We start from the raw sequence: 21162 nt of genomic DNA on the forward strand, positions 1-21162 counted from the left end.
AAGGCAGCCTGAAACTTATTTTTCGGGCTGCCTGAAAGTCGCGCATTATATCAATTATGCTAACGGTGCTAACAGTTTCGCAAATGCGTCTTCAAATTGTTTCAAACCATCATTTTGTAAACGCGTTGCCAAAGTTTCCAAATCAATGCCCAATTTTTCGGCTTCGGCGATGTTGGCTAACGCTTGCTCGGTGTTTTCAGGCAGAGTGATAGCGGCTGTGCCGTGGTCGATATAGGCTTTTAATGTGGCATCTGGCACGGTGTTTACGGTGTGATCGCCAATCAAGCTGTCCACATACAAAGTGTCTGGATACGCTGGATTTTTCACGCCTGTTGATGCCCATAGCAACGATACTTTGTGTGCGCCTTTTGCGGTTAATGGGGCGAAGTCTGTGCCTGCAAAATAGTTCGCCCAATCTTGATAAGCGGCTTTTGCCAACGAAATGGCGATTTTGCCTTGCAAGTTTTCAGGCAGCGTGGCATCTAATGCGCCGTCCACGCGTGAAATGAAGAAGCTGGCTACCACTTGAATTTTGCTCACGTCGCCGCCGTTTGCTGCTAATTGGGTTAAACCTGCGGTGTAGGCTGCGTATGATTTCAGGGTTTGGGTGCGTGAGAATAATAGGGTTAGGTTCACGTTGATGCCGCTTGCCACTAATTCGGTCAGTGCAACTAAACCTTCGTCTGTGGCGGGTACTTTAATCATGACGTTTGGACGGTTAATTGCGGTGTGTAGGCGTTTGGCTTCGGCGATTGTGCCTTGCGCGTCGCATGATAATTCTGGCGATACTTCTAGGCTCACGAAACCTGTTTTGCCGTTGGTGCTGTCAAATTCGGCACGGCACACGTCGCAGGCAGCCTGAACGTCTTCAATCGCTAATTTTTCGTAGATGTCTTTTGCGCTTTTGCCTTGTTGTTTCAAGGCTGCGATTTCTTGTGTGTAGAGTGGGTCGCCTGAAAAGGCTTTTTGGAAAATGGCTGGGTTTGAGGTTACGCCGCACACGCCGTCTTTCAGAAAGGCTGCTAATTCGCCACTTTGCACGAGGCTGCGTGAGAGGTTGTCTAACCAGATTTGTTGTCCTAATTGTTTTACATTTGCCAAGATGGTCATGGGCTATTCCTCTTTGAAAACTGGGTTGAAAAGTCAAATCGTAAACCTTTTTTTACAATTTGGATAGTGTTTTCAGGCTGCCTGAAAATTGTATAGTTGATGCACTTATCTTTTAATACTGCGTTGCCAACGCTCTTATGTACCACGCGTACACGGCGGGCGTTGTCGCCTTGTCCTGATTTGAATTTAATCCACGATAAAACCTCTAAAAATAAAATTATAGTGATTTGAATTGTTGTGGGAAATCCACGAGTCAATAGTATGATTAATTTAGTATAGATATTTTGATTTATATGATTTAAATTTTATTTAAATTAATATGTTTATTGTATAAAGATAATGGTTTTATTGTTAAAATAACCATATGATATATATAAATATTTTGATGCAGCCTGAAAATGGGCTTGTTGAACTAATGATACAGTTTCAATGTGAGCAGAAAAGTTTATAATCTGCCCTCTTGTTGAAAACACAAATTGGAAAGGTGCAAGTTAATCATGCAACAAAAATATTTGGAATGGGCAGTTTCTGCCTTGAATACAGAAGCGGATTCAATCCATGAAATCGCCACGCAGTTAAACGACACGTTTATTCAAGCAGTTCAAGCGATTTTGCATTGCCAAGGGCGCGTGATTGTGATGGGCATGGGTAAGTCGGGACACGTTGGGCGCAAGATTTCTGCCACGTTGGCTTCCACTGGCACAGCTTCGTTTTTTATTCACCCAGCCGAAGCCGCGCATGGGGATTTGGGCATGATTGTGGACGGCGATGTGGTGATTGCTTTGTCTAATTCAGGCGAGAGCGATGAAATTTTAGCGATTGTGCCTGCGCTGAAACGCAAAAATACCACGCTGATTTGTATCACGTCTAAACCGCAGTCAAGCATGGCAAAGCACGCGGATATTCACATTCAGGCTGCGGTTTCGCAAGAGGCGTGTCCGCTTGGTCTTGCGCCAACTTCTAGCACCACGGCGGTTTTGGCGTTGGGCGATGCGTTGGCGATTGTGTTGTTGAAAGCGCGTCAGTTCACATCGGAAGATTTTGCGTTGAGCCATCCAGCGGGCAGTTTGGGCAGACGTTTGCTGCTGACGGTGGGCGATTTAATGCACTCTGACAGCGAGTTGCCTGCGGTTGAAGAACACACTTTGCTGAAAACAGCAATTGTGAAAATGAGCGAAAAAGGTTTGGGTATGCTGGCGATTGTAGATGCTTCAGGCTGCCTGAAAGGGATTTTGACGGACGGGGATTTGCGCCGCTTGTTTGAAAAGCGCGACACGTTTGCTGGTTTAACGGTGAACGATGTGATGCACGTTTCGCCGCATTCTATTACGCCTGAGAAACTGGCAAGCGAAGCGGTGAAATTCATGCAAGATAAACGTGTGAGCGGTTTGCTGGTGTGTGATGAAGCTGGGAAATTGGTGGGTGCGTTGAATATGCACGATTTGTTAAAAGCACGTGTGGTTTGATGGTTTTCAGGCTGCTTTTGTATGAAAAGCAGCCTGAAACAAAACGCAGCCTGAAAATGGTTTTTCAGGCTGTGTTTTTTTATAGGTTTTCCCAATAAGGAAACTTAGCATTACTTGGAAACTGATAATTATCTGCCCACCAAGGCACAAACGCGGTGTTAGTTTTATCTTGTAACCCAATCATAAAGCGCAAATTATTATCTAACTGAGTGGCATCGATGGCTTTATCTTGGTTTGCACCTTTGGGTAACGCAAGTTGGTTGTGCCACAACACTACAGGTATGCGATAACCTGCTTGCGTGGTTGGGCTGTGTCCTGCAAAGTCTTTCACGTGTCCCACTTCATTGCCGTGGTCGGACAGGAAAATCAAGCCGCGTGATTCAGCTTTGTCTTGCTTGAGCATCGTGAAAATGTTGTTGAACACCCAATCTTGATAAGCGACGCTGTTGTCGTATTCATCGCGCAGATTTTTTGTCCACGAGCTGGCGTTGATTTGCGCCAATTGCGCTTGAACGGGCTGTTCTTGCGCGTTGTCTTGAGTGGGGAATAGTTTAAATTTGTCGGTGTATCGCGCGGAATAATTGGGGTGCGAACCAATCAAATGCACCACAATCAGTTTCTTCGGTGCGCTATCTGCCAACGCGTTTTTCACCAAGGGGAACAGTTCTTCATCTTTGGCAAAACTGCTGCGCCCTGAACGTTTGTTGTTGTAAATCGCTTGGTCGGTAAACGCGCCAAATAGGGAGGCGATGTAGCTGTCGTCTTGGTTGCTTAGCCAAAAGGTTTTGAAACCTGCGGATTTTGCGTCTGCAAGAATGCTTTTGGTTGGTACGTATTCAGGTTGCGCGGCTGGCACATCGGTTAAGATGGATTTCACTGCACCTAATGTGGACGGATAACCTGAATAGGCATTGCAGAAAATCGTCAGTTCGTTTTGTGCGGCGAACATATTGGGGTTGGTGTGGCGTGGGTAGCCGCAAGAATGTAAATTGTAGCTGGTTAAACTTTCGGAAATAATCAGGATAATGGTTTGTTTTTCTTGAAAGTTTGGTAGCTTGCTGATATTTTGTTGAGCGTATTGCGTCCAGTTGTGTTGCCAGTTTTGGTGTTCAACCAGTTGGGCTTTGAACTGCTGGATAGATTTGACGTAGTTGCGCCAAAAAATGGGGGGCGACACGGCGCGAATGGGTTTGATTGCCCATGCGGTTACGCACAGCAAACCGATGATAATCGGCAAAATCCATGTGCTTTTTTGGTTTTTTTGGACAAGTGGGCAGTCGCGGTTGTAGATTTTGGTGAACAGAAAATAGCTCAGCACGCCCAAGCCAACAAATACGGCACTGGCGACACCTAAATAGGGCAAGCTGTGCGTGAAATATTCTGTGGCTTCGTTGAGCGATGTGTTGGCGATGGATTGAACGATGAAATAGGCGTTGATTTTGCTGTTATACAGCAGCCATGTGGCGGACAAAGTCATGCTGTGAAGCAAGAATAGGGCGTACCACAAGATTGCCAGCACAAAATAAATTTTGCTGCGTTTTTTGTGGAATAGGGCGATGAATGCGTTGCCCAGCAAAGAGAGAAAGCCGATTTTTAAACCGTCCGTTACGTCGCCTGAATAGGCAAGTAAACCGCCGATGATGATGGACGGTAAGAGCAAGATAAGATAGTTGATGAAGTATTTTTTGTTCATTTAGGGAAATCCTTTGTTTTTCAGGCTGCGTCTAAAGAAAAAGGATTGTAAAGGAAAATGGAAAATGCAGCCTGAAAAAGTTTTTCAGGCTGCATTTTTGATAAATGATAGAAAATTTTGCTTGGTAGGGACAAGGTTTACCCCATAGGTATCTACACAAGTTCTGCAATGGAGCGTCGGTGGCTCGCCGATACATTTTAGCGTACAGAAAATGTTTATTTGCAAGCTACATCAGTAAGAAATAATACCAATTTTCCAAAATTTAACTATTTTTATCGGTGAGCCGCCGACGCTCCATATTTGTGTAGTTACCTATGGGATAAACCCTGTCTCTACCAAATGGCAGTTTTGCAACGCTTTCAGGCTGCATTTTGGTTTTACAAATCCAACAACAACCGCGCAGGGTCTTCCAACGCATCTTTAATCGCCACCAAAGCCAACACCGCTTCACGCCCGTCAATAATTCTGTGGTCGTAAGACAGCGCAAGATACATCATCGGACGAATCACAATTTCGTCATTTTCCACCACTGCACGGTCTTTGGTTGCATGCATGCCCAAAATCGCAGATTGCGGCGGATTGATAATTGGTGTGGACAACATAGAACCAAACGTGCCACCGTTGGTAATGCTGAACGTGCCGCCTGTTAAATCTTCAATCGCAATTTTTCCTTCTTTCGCTTTTTGCGCGAAATTTGCAATCGTTTGCTCAATTTCAGCAATGCTCATTTGGTCTGCATCGCGCAAAATCGGTACCACCAAACCGCGCGGCGAACCAATCGCAATGCCAATATCAAAATAACCGTGATAAATAATATCCTCGCCGTCCACAGACGCGTTCACAATCGGGAATTTTTTCAACGCCGCCACAGCCGCTTTCACAAAGAACGACATAAAGCCCAATTTCACGCCGTGTTCTTTTTCAAACTTCTCTTTGTATTTTGCACGTAAATCCATGATTGGCTTCATGTTTACTTCGTTGAACGTGGTCAAAATCGCGTTTTGTGCTTGCGATTCCAGTAAACGTTCCGCCACACGCGCGCGTAAACGGCTCATTGGAACGCGTTGTTCAGGGCGTTCAGTGTTTGGCAACACAGTTGCAGCCTGAAAAACGGGCGGTTCTTCGGCGGCTGGTGTATCTTCAGCAACTGGTGTCGTTTCTGCAACAGGCGTTTCTGCTGCTGGCGCGACAGCTTCGCTGACTGTGCTTTCAGGCTGCGTTTCTTGAGCTTCGGTGTCGATGTGCGCCAAGATTTGTTGGCTGGTAACGGTGTCGCCTTCTTGTAAAAGAATGCCTACCAACACGCCTGCTTGTGGGGCTGGTACTTCCAGCACTACTTTGTCGGTTTCAATGTCTGCCAACACTTCATCACGCGCCACGGTGTCGCCTTTGGCTTTGTACCATGTCAGCAAGGTGCCTTCGGAAATGCTTTCTGAAAATACGGGTACTTTGACTTCAATAATCATTTTGTTTCTCCTGTTTTTAGGAATTTGGGGTTTTCAGGCTGCTTTTTTCAGGCAGCCTGAAAACCGTGTGGATTGTGCCACGCGCACCGTTTTTCAGGCTGCGTGAAGATTTCGGTGCGTGGGACGCACCCTACAGGCGGTCTTTCAAGAAAACAAATCAAAATGCTTCTGCGAACAGCCTGCACACCAAAATGCAGCCTGAAGCATATCAAACCGCAGCGCATCTTCCACCACTTGTTTCAACTGTTCCGCGTGTTTGCTGCCATAACCCACGGCTGGCGATGAACTAGACGGACGCGCGGCAAGCAGCCAATGCGTGTGGCGGACGCGTTCCAAACGGTGGCGGATTTGATTGAACGCACCTTGATTTTTCGGCTCTTCTTGCGCCCACATCCATTCAGCTTCGGGGTATTTGTCCAATTCCGCTTTCAGTTCTTCGTATGGGAACGGATAGAGCTGCTCTAATCGCACAATTGCCACATCGTTTTCCAAACCACGTTCCGCGCGACCTGCGGCGATGTCGTAATACACTTGCCCTGAGCAGACAATCACGCGTTTCACTTGTTCGTTGTCTGCGCGATGAACGGTGTCGCCAATTACTGGCTGGAACGTTGTCCCTTGCAAAAAATCTTCCAATGGGCTGGTGGCATCTTTAAAGCGTAACAGGCGTTTAGACAGGAACACGACAAGCGGTTTGCGATAAGAACGCAGCGTTTGTCGGCGCAAAATATGGAACATTTGAGCGGCTTCGCTTGGCATAATCACTTGCATATTTTGTTCCGCGCACAGTTGCAGCCAGCGTTCCAATCGCCCTGATGAATGCTCAGGGCCTTGCCCATCATAGCCGTGCGGCAGAATGATGGTTAAGCCGCAATGTCTGCCCCATTTGGTTTCACCAGACGAGATGAATTGATCAATCGCGACTTGTGCGCCGTTGGCAAAATCGCCGAATTGCGCTTCCCAAATCGTGAGTTGCTCTGGCGCGGCGCACGCATGTCCGTATTCATAAGCCAACACAGCTTCTTCGTTCAAGATGGAGTCAATCACGGTGAACGAGGCTTGGTTGTCTGCCATGTGTTGCAATGGCACGTAAATGCCACCGAAGTGTTCTTTGCGTTCGGTGTCGTGCAGCACGGCGTGGCGGTGTGAGAATGTGCCACGCCCTGAATCTTCGCCCGAAATGCGAACGGGTGTGCCATTGGTTACCATGCTGGCGTAAGCGAGCGTTTCTGCCATGCCCCAGTCAATAGGTTGTTCGCCTGCTGCCATGGCTTTGCGTTGTTCCAACACGCGTTTGGCGGTGCTGTGCAAACCGAAGTTTTCAGGCTGCAACGTGAATTTGTCGGCAAGACGTTTGATGTCTGCGGCGGACAATCCGCTTTCCACTTTTTCGCGCCAGTTTTGTCCTTGGTATTTGCTCCAGTCCACGCTGTATTTGCGTTTGTAGTCGCTCAGGCGTGTAAGTTCAACGTGTTCGCCTTTGTCCAACGCATCGCGGTAATCGCTAACCATTTTGTCGGCTTCTTCGGCGGTTACTACGTTTTCTTTTGCCAATTTTTCGGCATACAAGGCGCGTGTGCCTTTGTGTTGCGCGATGGCGCGATACATCAATGGCTGAGTTAAAGTTGGGTCGTCGCCTTCGTTGTGTCCTAATTTGCGGAAACATACCACGTCCACCATCACGTCTTTACCGAATGTTTTGCGGTAATCCAATGCAGCCTGAACGACGTAGCACACGGCTTCTGGGTCGTCGCCATTCACGTGGAAGATAGGGGCTTCCACCATTTTGGCGATGTCGGTGCAATACACGGCGGAACGGGTGTCGCGCGTGTCTGATGTGGTGAAACCGATTTGGTTGTTAATCACAATGTGAACCGTGCCACCTGTGCCATAGCCGCGTGTCCGCGACATATTGAAGTTGGCTTGGTTCACGCCCAAACCGATTAACGCGCTGTCGCCATGAATCAAAACAGGCAAGACTTGTTTTGCGCCATTTTCGCCACGGCGTTGTTGTTTGGCGCGTGCCGAACCTTCTACTACGGGGTTCACAATTTCCAAATGTGATGGATTGAACGCAAGGGTAACGTGCAACGCGCCGTATGGGGTGTTGATGTCGGAACTGAAACCGTTGTGATATTTCACGTCGCCGCTTGGGAACTTGATTGCTTGTTTGCCTTCAAATTCGTCAAACAAATCCGAGGGTTTTTTGCCCAGCGCGTTCACGAGTACGTTCAAGCGTCCACGGTGCGCCATGCCGATGATGACTTCTTCCACACCGTCTTTGCCTGCGTTTTGCAGCAAATAGTTCAAGCCGACTATCACGCTTTCGCCACCTTCAACGGAAAAGCGTTTTTGCCCAACATATCGGGTGTGCAGGTAGCGTTCTAAGGTTTCGGACGCGGTTAAGTTTTTGAGAATATGGCGTTTTTGTTCGGGGGTGAATTTGGGGGTGGAGAGGTCGCGTTCAAAATAATCGCGCACCCACAGGCGTTCTTCGCGATTGCCGATGTGCATGTATTCAATGCCAATGTGTCCGCAGTAGGTTTGTTTGAGTTTGGCAATGATGTCTGATAGGGGGAGTTTGTTTGAACCGCCAATGGAGAAATCGCCGTCGCCCAAGCCAAATGATGTGGACAAATCGGCGGCGGTTAAGCCGTGTTCTTCAGGCTGCAATCCGAATACGTTTCGGGCGTAGCGCAAGCGCAAAGGGTCTAAATCAGCAACATTTGCGCCTTGAATACGATAGGCGGTAATCAAGCGCAATACGGCAATTTGTTTTCGCATTTGCTCTTCATCAATGCAGCCTGAAACGCTGGGGCGTGGTTGCTCCGCTATGGGTGCAAGGGGTTGAGGTTTTGCGCGATTACTAACTGCTGCGAGGTCGGCAAAATAGTGTTGCCACACGGTTTCAACTGAATTGGGGTCGGCTAAATAAGATTCGTATAACTCTTCTATATAGGGTGCGTTTGAGCTGAAGAGGTATGAGAAATTTTGTCTTTCGTCCTTCATGATGCAATCCTTTTGTCGTTGTTTTTCGGATTTCAGATGGTTACATCTGATGGAAGAATTTTACTGCTATTTGTTTTGTTATGTAAATAAAAAATAGTAAATTGCTTTCATTTATTAACAATTCAGGCTGAGTTCTTAACAAAATGCAGCCTGAAAAGTGATTGTATGTAGTTTTATGTAGTTTTACAGCGCAATGCTTGGATTTTCTGCTGTTAAAATGGCTTGATGAACCACAGTCGCGCTCAATTCAGCTTGCGCGTGTTGTGCGATAAAATCCAACGCAGCTTGCAAATCTACCGTGCGTGAATCGTTTGGATATTCCAAAATCACAAACGCTTTTGTGGTGTTTTCCGTTACCATGGTGCGCTGACCGTCGCGCCAGTTAAAGCAACGACACACCGCGCCTGCATCATCTGTGTAGCACAATTCGCCTGCCAAAGTGGGTGAGTTTGCTTCATCTCCCAACGCAAAAAATTCATCGCCACCGTCTGTGATATGCAGTTTCAGGCTGCCTGAAAAAGTTGCCAAATCTTCTGCGCCACAAGGCAGCGCAAACGTTAAACTAGCGGCGTTGTAAATATCCACCAATGGGCTAATCGTGCCAACACCTTTGCCGTTTTCAATGCGTTTGAGCAGGGCTTCAATGCTGCAACGTACGCCTTTTTTGGTTTTGAATTTTTGGTACGCTTCGCGCCACACGGCAACGGGAGGATTTTGGCTTAGTTGGTCGGCGGTTAAATGTTTTTTGGCGGTTTCGTTGGCTTGCGCTAGTAAGTCTTGCACACGTGCGCTGGATTCGCCTTGGTTGTTCACGTTATCCAAAATCAACACCGCTAAGTTGGCTTGCGGGAAGAGTTCCCAAAAGCTGGGTTCGGCAATAAATTGTTGAGACATTTTTTGTTCCTTTCCACCATTTTCAGGCTGCATTTCCAATAAACACGCATAATCGTAGGGTGCGCCCCGCGCACCAGCAATCAGGCAGTCTGAAGACTGGTTTCATTTAAAAAAAACGGTGCGCGAGGCACACCCTACGGCAGCCTGAAAATTATTTTTCAGCCAATTCAATCACGATTTCAGGCTGCAATTTGCGTAAACAATCCGTGTGTCCCAACGGACATTCGCGTTTAAAACACGGACTGCATTCTAAATTCAACGTAGCGATTTGCGCCTTATCGCTCAAAGGCGGCGTATGCTCAGGGCTAGACGACCCGTAAACCGCCACCAATTTACACCCCACCGCCGCCGCCACGTGCATCAAACCGCTATCGTTGCAGACCACTTTTTCCGCACACGCCAGCAAATCAATCGCTTCTGCCAAACTGGTTTTGCCACACAAATTCACGCACACACAGCCTGAAAGCTGATTGATGTTTTCCGCAATATCAAAATCTTTTTGCGAACCAAACAGCCAAATCTGATAACCGCGTTCCACATAAAATTTTGCCGTTGCCGCAAAATGTTCAGGTAGCCAACGCTTCGCTGAACCGTATTCCGCTCCAGGGCAAAACGCCACAATCGGCTTGTCTTGGCTCAAGCTATGTTTTGCCAACGCCGCCGCTTGTTCCGCAGCCTGAATCTGAAAACGCGGCTGAGATGACATGCCATTAAAAGCAGCTTGGCTTTCGTGCGCCAATGCAGTGTATCTGTCCACCATTAAAGGCAGCGCGGCTTTGTCTAGCTTGCGAATATCGTTCAGCAGCAGATAGCGGCTTTCGCCCACATAACCCGTGCGTTTGGCAATGCCTGTTGCCGCCGCAATCAGCCCCGATTTCAGTGAGCCTGGTAACACAATCACTTGCGTGTAACCGCGTTTACCCAAATCGCGCCCCACTTGCCAACGTTCGCGCAGTTGCAACGCGCCATGCCCGAATGGGTTTTCCAAAATTTCCGCCACTTCTGGCATGTGCTGATAAACGGCTTGCGACCATTTGGGTGCGAAAACGTCTATTGTGCAGTTGGGATGCAGCTTGTGCAAACGGCGCAACAGGGGTTGCGTCATCACGCAATCGCCAATCCATGAAGGGGAAATAATCAGAATTTTTTGAGACATTTTTTTGAGTTTGTGGTTTGAATAAAAACAATATTATAACTGCGTAGGTTGGATACTTGTATCCAACAATCGGCAAACTTGGGGAAATGTCGGATTTAAATTTTCGGGCTGCGTGAAAATACTTCACACAGCCTTTTAATACACAACAAAAATGGAGTGTCGGCGAGCCGCCGACGCTCCATTGTAAGAATTTCTGTTATGTACTGAAATGCAGCCTGAAAAGTGATTAAGCAATCGTCAAAGGCACAAACGATTTCACGACATCATCAACCGCTTTTACGCGCACTAAAAAGTCTTCCAGTTGTGCCAAAGGCAACGCGCTTGGTCCATCGCAACGCGCTTTATCTGGGTTTTCGTGGCTTTCCAAAAACAAGCCTGCCAAACCCGTTGCCATGCCTGCCAATGCCAAATCCAGCACTTGTGAACGGCGACCACCTGAAGCTACTGCGCCACTTTCGCGTTGTTGCAAGGAGTGGGTAACGTCAAAAATCACAGGCAAGTTGTTGCAGGTTTTTTTCATCACACCAAAGCCGAGCATATCCACAACTAAATTGTCGTAGCCAAATTGTGCGCCACGTTCACACAAAATCACTTTGTCGTTGCCTGATTCTCGGAATTTTTCCACGATGTTTTTCATTTGCGCTGGCGATAAGAATTGTGGTTTTTTCACGTTAATCACGCGACCTGTTTTTGCCATTGCCGTAACTAAATCGGTTTGACGCGCCAAGAATGCTGGCAGTTGCAAAATATCGCACACTTCAGCAACGGGTTGGCATTGGAATGGTTCGTGTACGTCTGTAATCACGGGGCAGCCAAATTCTTGTTTCACTTTGGCAAAAATTTTCATGCCTTCGTCCAAACCTACGCCGCGATAAGAGTGGATTGACGAACGGTTAGCTTTGTCAAACGATGCTTTGAAAACGTAGGGAATACCGAGTTTTTCGGTGACGCGGACGTAGTGTTCTGCGGCGCGCAGAGTGCTGTCCATATCTTCTAATACATTAATACCGCCGAATAATGTAAATGGGGCTTGGTTGCTGATGTTGATGTTGTAGCTTGATAACATGTTGTTTCCTTTGTTGAGAAAGTGTGTATTGTACCGATAAAAAGCAGCCTGAAAATTATTTTTCAGGCTGCTTTTGAGTTTCAGATTAGTAAGATGAATTTACCAACACTTCTTCGCCGTAGCCGCCGTTAATTGGCAATGGGCGGTTGGTGCTCACTTGTGTGCGAATCACACGAATGCCGCGAATGCCTGCTTCACGCGCTGCCAATACGTCATCGTTACTGTCGCCATAGTGAATTTGTGATTTGTGTTTCACGATGTAGTAAGTTTTGTCGTATTTGTATGGGGCAACTGGGGTGTCTTTAGTGTAGTTTACAGGCTGCATGTTTTTCACGTTAAACGCTTGTTCCAGAATGCGACCTAATGTGTCGATGCGGTTTGGGTCATTTTTTTCGTGACCTGTACGACCTGTGATAAATACCACTTGGTCGCCACGCTCTTGGTGCATTTTAATCAATGCGGCTGCAGATTCTTTTGGAATAGAGCTGCGGTCGCAACCGTCTGCTACGTAGTTCCAAAAGGCTTGGCTTTTTAAGTAGCTGTAATCGTTGGGTGAGAATGTGTTTTTGCCATAATAGAAGCATTGTGATGACACTAAAACGGTGTCGTCAATGTCGAAGCTCACGGTGATAGGCGGCGTGTTTTTCAGGCTGTCGCGGATTTGGTCTACTGTTACCCATTTCACGCTTTTGCTGTTTGCCATGTCAATCGCGGTTACGCCTTTGTGTGTGAATGGCACTTTTGGTCCTGCGGCGAAAGCTGAGGTTGCTAAAGTGGCGCAGGCTAATGCTAAAGTTGCTTTAACTAAAGTTTTCATGTGTATTCTCCAAAAGGAAAGATGATAACAACTACAAAACAAATTATAAAGAGGTTTTGGGCAGCCTGAAACCTCTTTTTTAACAAAGTTGAACTTAAATCAAATTATCAATTTGTTTACACTATATAACTTTATTTCAGGCAGCCTGAAATCAGGCTACAAGCAAATCATCAATTTGTTTAAACCACTTCTGTTTTTCATCATCGCTGATAAATGCAGCCTGAAAACTATTTTTGCAAAGTTGAGCAATTTCCGCCGCGCTCAAATCAAACGCATTCGCCAACGCCACGAAATTATCATTCATATAACCGCCAAAATACGCAGGGTCGTCCGAATTAACCGTAACCAACATGCCGCGTTTGAGCATACGGTGCAAATTGTGTTCGCGCATATTGTCCATCACTTTCAATACGTGCAGCAAATCCAAGGCTTCGCGCACATAATCGGGCGAACCCTCTTCGCCAGCGTGGGCAAACACACGCGCAAATTTAGACGGTGGATTGCTGACTTCGCTGGAATCCAAGCCTACGCCGATGATTTTGTCGCGATGCGGCAGGGATTGTGCCAACGTTTCAAATGCAGATTCTTCCGACAAATGGCGCAAAAAGCACATAATCAATGCGCTGCTGATGCTCCATTCGCAGTTTGCCGTATCGCAAGCGCGGACGATGCCGTTTAGCACGGTTTCAAACGCTACGCCGCGTTCGGTGTGGGTTTGTGGGTCGAAGAAAATTTCGGTGTGCGTTACGTTGTCTTGGCGGCATTTTTACAGATAAGCATAAGTTAAATCAAAGAAATCTTGTTCGTGCAGCAAAACTTTTGCGCCTGCCTAATAGATGTCTAAAAAGGATTGCAGATTGTGGAAATCGTAGGCGGCGCGGACTTCATCAACATTAGCATACGGAATAGACACGCTATTGCGTTGCGCGATTTGGAACATGAGTTCGGGTTCAAATGTACCTTCAATGTGAACGTGTAATTCAGCTTTGGGGAAAGTTTGGATTAAGTGTTTTATAACCATATTCGTGATGTATAGTGAATTAAATTTAGATTAATACAGCGTTGCCAACTCCCTTATGTACTAGATGTACACGGCGGTCGTTGTCGCCTTGTCCTAATCTAAATTTAATCCATTATAAAAAATGGCTCGATTATAATATTGCAGGCTGCTTGAAAAATAAAAAGCTGTTACAATACACGCCTTTTATTATTTAAATATTTGATAAATAAGGAATTTTATGATTTATGCGATTTTAGCCGTTATCATCGGCTTGGTGGCGCTGGTGTGGAGTGCTGACCGTTTTATTGACGGCGCGGCTGCCACAGCCAAACATTTTGGTATGTCGCCACTCTTAATTGGCATGGTAATTGTGGGATTTGGCACGAGTGCGCCTGAAATGGTGGTGTCGGTGTTGTCGGCAATGGGCGGCAGCCCTGGGATTGCGTTGGGCAATGCGTATGGCTCAAACATTACCAACATTGCGTTGATTTTGGGCGTTACCGCGTTGATTAGCCCGATTGCGGTACAACGCGAAATCGTCAAAACCGAAATGCCGATTTTATTGGCAATTACCGCGTTGGCGGCGTGGCAATTGTGGGACGGCAAATTAACGCTGTTAGACGGCGTAATTTTACTGGGTATTTTGATTGCATACATGACTTGGACGGTACGCAAAAATTTAAAAGGCGCGGACAATATTATTGAAGATATTGCCGATGAAATTGACCACACCCCTGCGATGACGCTCAAAAAAAGTTTGTTTTGGTTGGTGTTTGGCTTGATTGTGTTGGTATTGAGTTCACGCTTGCTGGTGTGGGGCGCGGTAACGATTGCACAAAGTATGGGTGTGAGCGATTTAATTATTGGATTGACGGTTGTGGCGGTGGGTACTTCGCTGCCTGAATTGGCTTCATCAATCGCGGCGGCGCGTAAAGGCGAACACGATATTGCGTTGGGGAATATTGTCGGTTCAAATTTGTTTAATACGTTGGCGGTTGTGGGTTTGGCGACTGTGATTCACCCAATGGACGTAGCGGCAGAAATTTTGAACCGTGATGTGTTGATTATGGCTATTTTAGCCGTTGTTTTGCTGGTGTTTTGTTTGGGTAAACAAGCGAAAATTGGGCGAGGCAAAGGCGGTTTGTTTTTGGCAACGTATGTGGCTTATACGGTTTATTTGATTGGTACTGCGTTTTAAATGTTAATGACAAAGCAGCCTGCACGTTATGATTGCAGGCTGCTTTATGTTTTTTGCGTAGGTTGAATGATTGAATATGACAATTTTAAATTTTTCGCACAAACAAATTAGTGGCGTGGCGATTTTTGGGGTTGGATACCACTTTTACTCATCTTTATATAAAATCAATTTTCCAACTATTATATTGATTACACCATTGTATAAATTGAAAATTATACTGATGATACGCTTTTAACAACGATTCATTAGGCGAAGGGTCTGGCGTAAGATGAAGTTCATTCTGCATAAATTCCATAAAAGCAAAATAATTTTGTGGCAAATCATTTTCAAAAGGCAACCATTCTAGCGGTGGACAGTACCTTTCAAGTTCATCACCAAGGGCTATCATTCCAAAAATCCATGTTAGATTTGGCTATTTTTAGTTTTACATTGCTAAATTGACCGTGTTTTTGTTCAAATACACACCACTGCGCTAATATTTCAGGCACATCGCTTTTATCAATTTGCCAATTTTGAGCAATCATATTAACGCAATCATGATAAATTTCATTCATTGGTTGCTCCTTTTTGTTATTTACTCCGCCCCAAACAATAAACTCTCTTTAATCAAACGAATCCTATCGCGCAACACAGCCGCTTCTTCAAACTGCAAATCCCTAGCTGCTTGCTGCATCTGTTTCTCCAACCGCGTAATTTCATCAATCGCGTCCTGTTCCGTGCGGATTTCGGTTTTCGCCGCTTTTTTCTTGCTGCTTTTCGGTTTCAGGCTGCCTGAAACTTCGGTTTCTGCATTGTAAACGCCGTCAATCAAATCTTTCACTTTCTTATTGATTTGCTGCGGCACAATGCCGTGTTCTTCGTTGAATTTCATCTGTTTTTCGCGGCGGCGTTCGGTTTCGTCAATCGCGGATTTCATGCTGTCGGTGATTTTGTCGGCGTACAAAATCGCCATGCCGTTCACGTTTCGGGCGGCGCGTCCGATGGTTTGGATTAGGCTGCGGTGCGAGCGCAAAAAGCCCTCTTTGTCCGCGTCCAAAATGGCAACCAGCGACACTTCGGGAATGTCCAAACCCTCGCGCAACAAGTTAATCCCCACCAACACATCAAACAGCCCCAAACGCAAATCGCGGATAATTTCCACGCGCTCCACCGTGTCAATATCGCTATGCAAATAGCGGACTTTTACGCCCAATTCCGTATAGTAATCAGTTAGTTGTTCCGCCATGCGTTTGGTTAGGGTTGTTACCAACACGCGCTCGCCTTTTTCTTTGCGGATATTGATTTCACTCAATAAATCATCAACTTGCGTACCAACTGGGCGGATAATGATTTCAGGGTCTAGCAAACCAGTCGGGCGCACGACTTGTTCCACAATTTGCCCTGCGTGTTCGGCTTCGTAGGCGGCTGGCGTGGCGGACACAAACACGGTTTGCGGCATGGCGCGTTCAAATTCGTGGAATTTGAGCGGACGATTATCACGCGCGGACGGCAGCCTGAAACCGTAATCAACCAAATTTTGCTTGCGGCTGGCATCGCCTTTGTACATCGCGCCAATTTGCCCAATGGTAACGTGGCTTTCGTCAATGAATAAAATCGCGTTTTTCGGCAAATAATCCATTAAAGTTGGCGGTGGTTCGCCCTCTTTTTTGCCCGAAAAGTGGCGGCTGTAATTTTCAATCCCTTTGCAAAAACCCATTTCATACAGCATTTCTAAATCAAATCGTGTGCGTTGTTCAATGCGTTGTTGTTCTACTGGGCGGTTTTCATTTGTATAAAATTCAATGCGTTGGCGCAGTTCTTCTTTAATGGATTCGCAAGCGCGTAACACGGTGTCGCGTGGGGTAACGTAGTGGCTGCTGGGGAAAATGGTGTATCGCCCGACACGTTGGTGCAGGCTGCCTGAAAGTGGGTCAAACAGCGATAGGCGGTCAATTTCATCGTCAAACAGCGAAATTCGCAGCGCGTAATCCGAGCTTTCGGCTGGATACACGTCCACCACGTCACCGCGCACGCGAAACGAGCCGCGTTTGAAATCGACGTCGCCGCGTTCGTATTGCATGGACACGAGTGTGGCGATGATGTCGCGTTGGTCGATTTGGTCGCCTTCTTTGACCGATAAAACCATTTGTTGATATTCGGTCGGGTCGCCGATACCGTAAATGGCGGACACGGTGGCGACAATGATTACGTCATTGCGCGTCATCAGGTTTTTGGTGGCGGACAGGCGCATTTGTTCAATGTGTTCGTTGATTGCGCTGTCTTTTTCAATGAATAGGTCGCGGCTGGGGACGTAGGCTTCGGGTTGATAATAGTCGTAGTAGGACACGAAATATTCTACGGCGTTTTCGGGGAAAAATTCGCGCATTTCGGCGTAGAGTTGGGCGGCTAGGGTTTTGTTGTGTGCCATGATGATGGCTGGTCGTCCGCTTTGGGCAATCACATTCGCCATAGTGTAGGTTTTGCCTGAACCTGTTACGCCGAGTAGGGTTTGGCTAGACAAGCCGTCTGACAAACCGTCTAACAAGCTTGCAATGGCGGTGGGTTGGTCGCCTGCTGGGGGAAAGGGTTGGTGTAATTTGAATGGGGAGTTTGGGAATTGGATAATTTGCATTTTTTCAGGCTGCCTGAATGTGAAATTTTGAGAACTTGGGATTATACGATTTTAGGTTTCAGGCTGCCTGAAAATTAGCCGCAGGTCAGATTTTTGAATCCAACATTCCGAAGAAAATTTTTAATTTGATTGTGGATTTGAAAATTGTCGGATTCAAGAATCCGACCTACAAATAGACATAAGAACAATAAAAAAAGCAGCCTGAAAACGTATTTCAAACGTTTCAGGCTGCCTAAAAATATCACTGAATAATAGAACGCGGATTCATCATCGCATTGCGATAGCGTAATTCAAAATAAACGCCTTGTTCGCCCGTAGACAATGTGCCGCTTGTGCCAATATTTTGCCCTGCAACCACGCGGCTGCCTGCGCTCACGGCGGTGGTACTCAAGCCCATGTAAACGGTTTTATAATCGCCGCCATGGTCGATAATCACGGTGTTGCCAGCGTTTTTAATCGCTTCGCCCGTGTAAACCACTTGCCCTGAACCCACGCTGTTCACGCTGGTGTTGAGCGGCGCAGCGATAAACAAGCCGCGCCATGTGCCACCTGTTGAACGCAACGAACCGTATGTGCCTGCCAATTTGCCTGCGGCTGGCAATGGCAAACGTCCTTTCAGGCTGCCGCTGCCTGAATTTGGGTTTTCAGGCTGCAATGCTAAATCGGATTGCGTGAGTTTGCCATTGGCGGCTTTGGTGCGTTTGTTTTCTGTTTGTTTGGTGGAAATTTGCGCCAAGATTTGGTTCAGGCGTTGTTCTTCGGCTTTCAGTTGCACAATGCGATTTTGTCGCTCGGCAATTTGGTCGTTCAACGCTTTGCTTTGCGCCATCGCTTGGCTGTTTTCCTGACCCAAACGGCGCAATCTTTGTTGTTGTGCGGCGGCTAATCGGCGCAAACGTGCCAACTCTGCATTTACGGCTTGCTCTTGTTTGCCCAGCTCGTCCTGTTTTACGCCCAAATCTTTAATCACTTGGTCGTTTGCTGCGTTGATTCGGCGCGTGTAATTCAGAAAACGAGCGCGCTGATTGCTGTCCATGTTTTTCAGCATAATCGCCACGGCGTTGGGCTGATGGTTTTTGTAATTGCTCACGAGCAGTCGGGCGATTTGTGCTTTGCTGTTGGCAATATCTGCTTGCAATTGTGTGAGCGAATCTTCCAAGGCTTGCAATCTTTGCCAAGCATCTTGCTGGCGGCGCGTGAGGCTGTCCAAATTGAGACGCGCTTGCGCAAGCTGGCTTTGCGTGCGATTGAGCGTGGCATTGGCTTGACGGCGCGCGGCTTGTTTCGCAGACAAATCTTTCTGCGCGGACGCAATGGCTTTGCGAATATTATCTAATTCGGCAGAATCGGGCGCGGCGTGGCTGGGGAATGCGGCAAACAAAGCAAGGCTGAGCAATAACGGTTGAGCAAATTTCATAATGAAAAACAGGGAAGTAAAAAACGTCGATTATACAATATTTCAGGCTGCATTCTTTCCAAAACGGTTGTGATATTTGCAGCCTGAAAGAGTAGGGCTTGGAAAATCGTCATTGTGTTGCTATAATACACGCCAAGTTCAGCCCTACCGCCCAAACACCAAGGGCTGAACCTAGACCCCACAGAGAACACCGCCAACCCCATCTCTGTGGGGTCGCTTTTTGCCTGAACAAAAAAATGCAGCCTGAAAATCTTTCAGGTTGCGTTTTTTTACAAATCAGATACGTTCACACCACTCAACGCACGCTGAATATTCCTATCCATGCGCCGCGCCGCGAAATCATCAGTCGCGTGGGTTAATTCATGGACTAGTGCGCGAATTTGCTCCGCCGTATGCGCGGCTAAACTCGCATTCAATCGCGCAATCAAGCCATTGATTTTATTCAATTCATCTTCACTCAATAAATCAGAATCCAATTCTAACGCTGCCTGAATCGCATCAATCAAACTTTCCGCTTCCACTTTCGCTTCGGCACGCGCACGGGCAGCGGCATCGTCTTTCGCGTTGCTCATGCTGTCGCGCAACATCTGTGTAATCGTGTCATCGTCCAAACCGTAAGACGGCTTCACTTCAATTTGCGCTTGAACGCCAGTCGTTTGCTCACGCGCCGACACCGACAACAAACCGTCCGCATCTACTTGAAATGTAACACGAATACGCGCCGCGCCAGCCACCATCGGCGGAATACCGCGCAAGGTAAATTTCGCCAAACTGCGGCAATCCGCCACCAATTCACGCTCGCCTTGCACAACGTGAATCGTCATAGCTGTTTGACCGTCTTTGAACGTGGTAAATTCCTGCGCTCGCGCCGTTGGCAAAGTGGAATTGCGCGGAATAATTTTTTCCGCCAAACCGCCGTAAGTCTCTAATCCCAAAGACAAAGGCGTTACGTCCAACAGCAGCCACTCGCCGTCATTTTTGTTGCCAGCCAACACATTCGCCTGCATTGCCGCACCCAATGCAACCACTTGGTCAGGGTTCAAATTGTTCAATGGCGTTTGCCCGAAAAACGCGCCAACCGCTTGCTGAACGTGCAGCATTCTCGTTGCGCCGCCGACCATAATCACGCCTTTGATGTCGGATTTGCTTGCGCCAGCGTCTTTTAATGCTTGTTTGACTGGTTCAATCGTTTTGGCGACCAAATGCTGTGTTAAAGCGTGAAATTCCGTGCGCGTAATCGTTGTGTCCAGCGTTTTGCCGTTGCTCAATGCTGCCTGAATGCGCGTTTCAGGCAGCCTGCTCAATTCTTCTTTTGCCACACGAACCAAGCCAAACAATAATTGAATATCGCGTTCATCGGTCAATGAAAGCTGATTATTTTCAACGATATGGCAAAATAAACGGTGGTCAAAATCATCGCCGCCGAGCGCAGAATTGCCGCCAGTCGCTTTCACTTGGAACAAGCCTTTGGACAATTCCAACACCGACACATCAAACGTGCCACCGCCCAAATCGTACACCACAAACGTGCCTTCCGCGCCATTGTCCAAACCGTAGGCAATCGCGGCGGCGGTCGGCTCGTTCAGCAACCGCAACACGTTCAAGCCAGCCAAACGCGCCGCGTCTTTCGTGGCTTGGCGTTGCGCATCATCAAAATAGGCAGGGACAGTAATCACCGCGCCCACCAGTTCGCCGCCCAAGCTGTTTTCGGCGCGTGTTTTCAGTTCGCGCAAAATGTCGGCGGACACGTCAATCGGCGTTTTTGCGCCATTTTTTGTTTGCAATTCAATGATTTTTTCGGATTTGCCGAAACGGTATGGCAGATGTGAAACATCAATTTCGGCTAATTTGCGCCCGATTAGTCGTTTAGCTGACGAAATGGTGTTTTGTGGGTCAATCTTTTGTTGTTCCAGTGCTTTTTTGCCGACAATGGTTTGCTCGTTGCCCAAATAGCGCACAACCGAAGGCACAACCACTGCGCCGTTTTCATCGGGCAGGCAGGTTGCTGAGCCGCTTCTTACGGTGGCGACTAAGCTGTTGGTTGTGCCTAAATCTATGCCGACCGCCAAACGGTGTTGGTGTGGCGCGGCGGACATATTAGGTTCTGCGATTTGTAGTAAAGCCATGGTGTGTTCCTTATAAATTTAATTTTTTACGGCGCGTATTTTAGCATTGTTGAGTAAATTTGTCGGGATTTCAGGCTACGTTAAAATCAAGGGAAACGCAGCCTGAAAAATAAATCTGCATTTATTTTAAATT

General features: G+C 47.1%; 15 protein-coding genes and 1 pseudogene. 2 read left to right on the forward strand and 14 right to left on the reverse strand.

Annotation, left to right across the window (positions count from 1 at the left end; genetic code table 11):
• Positions 1-54 precede the first annotated feature (54 nt).
• Positions 55-1110 (reverse strand): transaldolase, encoded by a 1056-nt coding sequence (tal, locus tag QEO93_RS11475; protein ID WP_032137986.1) that lies wholly within the window; start codon positions 1108-1110, stop codon positions 55-57.
• A gap of 497 nt (positions 1111-1607) precedes the next feature.
• Between tal and QEO93_RS11480 the strand changes: the two genes are divergently transcribed.
• Positions 1608-2576 carry a KpsF/GutQ family sugar-phosphate isomerase gene (locus QEO93_RS11480; protein ID WP_019390145.1) on the forward strand — a complete coding sequence of 323 codons (969 nt, stop codon included), beginning with the start codon at positions 1608-1610 and terminating at the stop codon, positions 2574-2576.
• A 79-nt stretch (positions 2577-2655) separates the two neighbouring features.
• Here the strand turns inward: QEO93_RS11480 and QEO93_RS11485 are convergent, their stop codons facing one another.
• The 8 genes and pseudogenes from QEO93_RS11485 to QEO93_RS11520 all read right to left on the reverse strand — a co-directional run bounded on the left by QEO93_RS11485 (position 2656) and on the right by QEO93_RS11520 (position 13698).
• Positions 2656-4269 (reverse strand): phosphoethanolamine transferase, encoded by a 1614-nt coding sequence (locus QEO93_RS11485; protein ID WP_032137985.1) that lies wholly within the window; start codon positions 4267-4269, stop codon positions 2656-2658.
• 377 nt (positions 4270-4646) lie between these two features.
• Complete coding sequence (odhB, locus tag QEO93_RS11490) at positions 4647-5735, reverse strand: 2-oxoglutarate dehydrogenase complex dihydrolipoyllysine-residue succinyltransferase (protein WP_032137984.1); 1089 nt, start codon at positions 5733-5735, stop codon at positions 4647-4649.
• Positions 5736-5879: 144 nt separating this feature from the next.
• Positions 5880-8744, reverse strand: coding sequence for a 2-oxoglutarate dehydrogenase E1 component (locus QEO93_RS11495; RefSeq protein ID WP_081907029.1), 2865 nt, complete (start codon positions 8742-8744; stop codon positions 5880-5882).
• Between the two features lie 183 nt (positions 8745-8927).
• Positions 8928-9638, reverse strand: coding sequence for a B3/B4 domain-containing protein (locus QEO93_RS11500; protein WP_032137983.1), 711 nt, complete (start codon positions 9636-9638; stop codon positions 8928-8930).
• 151 nt (positions 9639-9789) lie between these two features.
• Positions 9790-10794 carry a lipopolysaccharide heptosyltransferase II gene (gene waaF, locus QEO93_RS11505; RefSeq protein ID WP_032137982.1) on the reverse strand — a complete coding sequence of 335 codons (1005 nt, stop codon included), beginning with the start codon at positions 10792-10794 and terminating at the stop codon, positions 9790-9792.
• A 226-nt stretch (positions 10795-11020) separates the two neighbouring features.
• On the reverse strand, positions 11021-11860 hold the full coding sequence (gene kdsA, locus QEO93_RS11510; protein ID WP_032137981.1) for a 3-deoxy-8-phosphooctulonate synthase: 840 nt from the start codon (positions 11858-11860) through the stop codon (positions 11021-11023).
• A gap of 85 nt (positions 11861-11945) precedes the next feature.
• Positions 11946-12677: an acid phosphatase AphA gene (gene aphA / locus QEO93_RS11515; RefSeq protein ID WP_032137980.1), complete on the reverse strand. Its 732-nt coding sequence runs from the start codon at positions 12675-12677 to the stop codon at positions 11946-11948.
• A 151-nt stretch (positions 12678-12828) separates the two neighbouring features.
• A pseudogene (locus tag QEO93_RS11520) lies at positions 12829-13698 on the reverse strand (adenosine deaminase family protein).
• 217 nt (positions 13699-13915) lie between these two features.
• On the opposite strand from QEO93_RS11520, the gene QEO93_RS11525 reads away from it, so the two are divergent.
• On the forward strand, positions 13916-14875 hold the full coding sequence (locus QEO93_RS11525) for a calcium/sodium antiporter (RefSeq protein WP_032137979.1): 960 nt from the start codon (positions 13916-13918) through the stop codon (positions 14873-14875).
• 154 nt (positions 14876-15029) lie between these two features.
• Here QEO93_RS11525 and QEO93_RS11530 read toward each other — a convergent pair whose 3' ends face one another.
• From QEO93_RS11530 to hscA, 5 genes are all read right to left on the reverse strand, one after another.
• Positions 15030-15263, reverse strand: a complete 234-nt coding sequence (locus QEO93_RS11530; protein WP_032137978.1) for a hypothetical protein — start codon at positions 15261-15263, stop codon at positions 15030-15032.
• Entirely contained in the window at positions 15247-15429 is a 183-nt protein-coding gene (locus QEO93_RS11535) for a hypothetical protein (protein ID WP_032137977.1), read from the reverse strand. The genes QEO93_RS11530 and QEO93_RS11535 overlap by 17 nt, the downstream gene beginning before the upstream one ends.
• A gap of 20 nt (positions 15430-15449) precedes the next feature.
• Positions 15450-17486: an excinuclease ABC subunit UvrB gene (uvrB, locus tag QEO93_RS11540; protein ID WP_032137976.1), complete on the reverse strand. Its 2037-nt coding sequence runs from the start codon at positions 17484-17486 to the stop codon at positions 15450-15452.
• 241 nt (positions 17487-17727) lie between these two features.
• Positions 17728-18903: a murein hydrolase activator EnvC family protein gene (locus QEO93_RS11545; protein WP_085815449.1), complete on the reverse strand. Its 1176-nt coding sequence runs from the start codon at positions 18901-18903 to the stop codon at positions 17728-17730.
• Between the two features lie 269 nt (positions 18904-19172).
• A complete protein-coding gene (hscA, locus tag QEO93_RS11550; protein WP_085815451.1) occupies positions 19173-21029 on the reverse strand; it encodes a Fe-S protein assembly chaperone HscA in 1857 nt (618 codons plus the stop codon).
• Positions 21030-21162: the final 133 nt, after the last annotated feature.

It is taken from the genome of Kingella negevensis, assembly GCF_030177895.1.
Taxonomy (GTDB): domain Bacteria; phylum Pseudomonadota; class Gammaproteobacteria; order Burkholderiales; family Neisseriaceae; genus Kingella_C; species Kingella_C negevensis.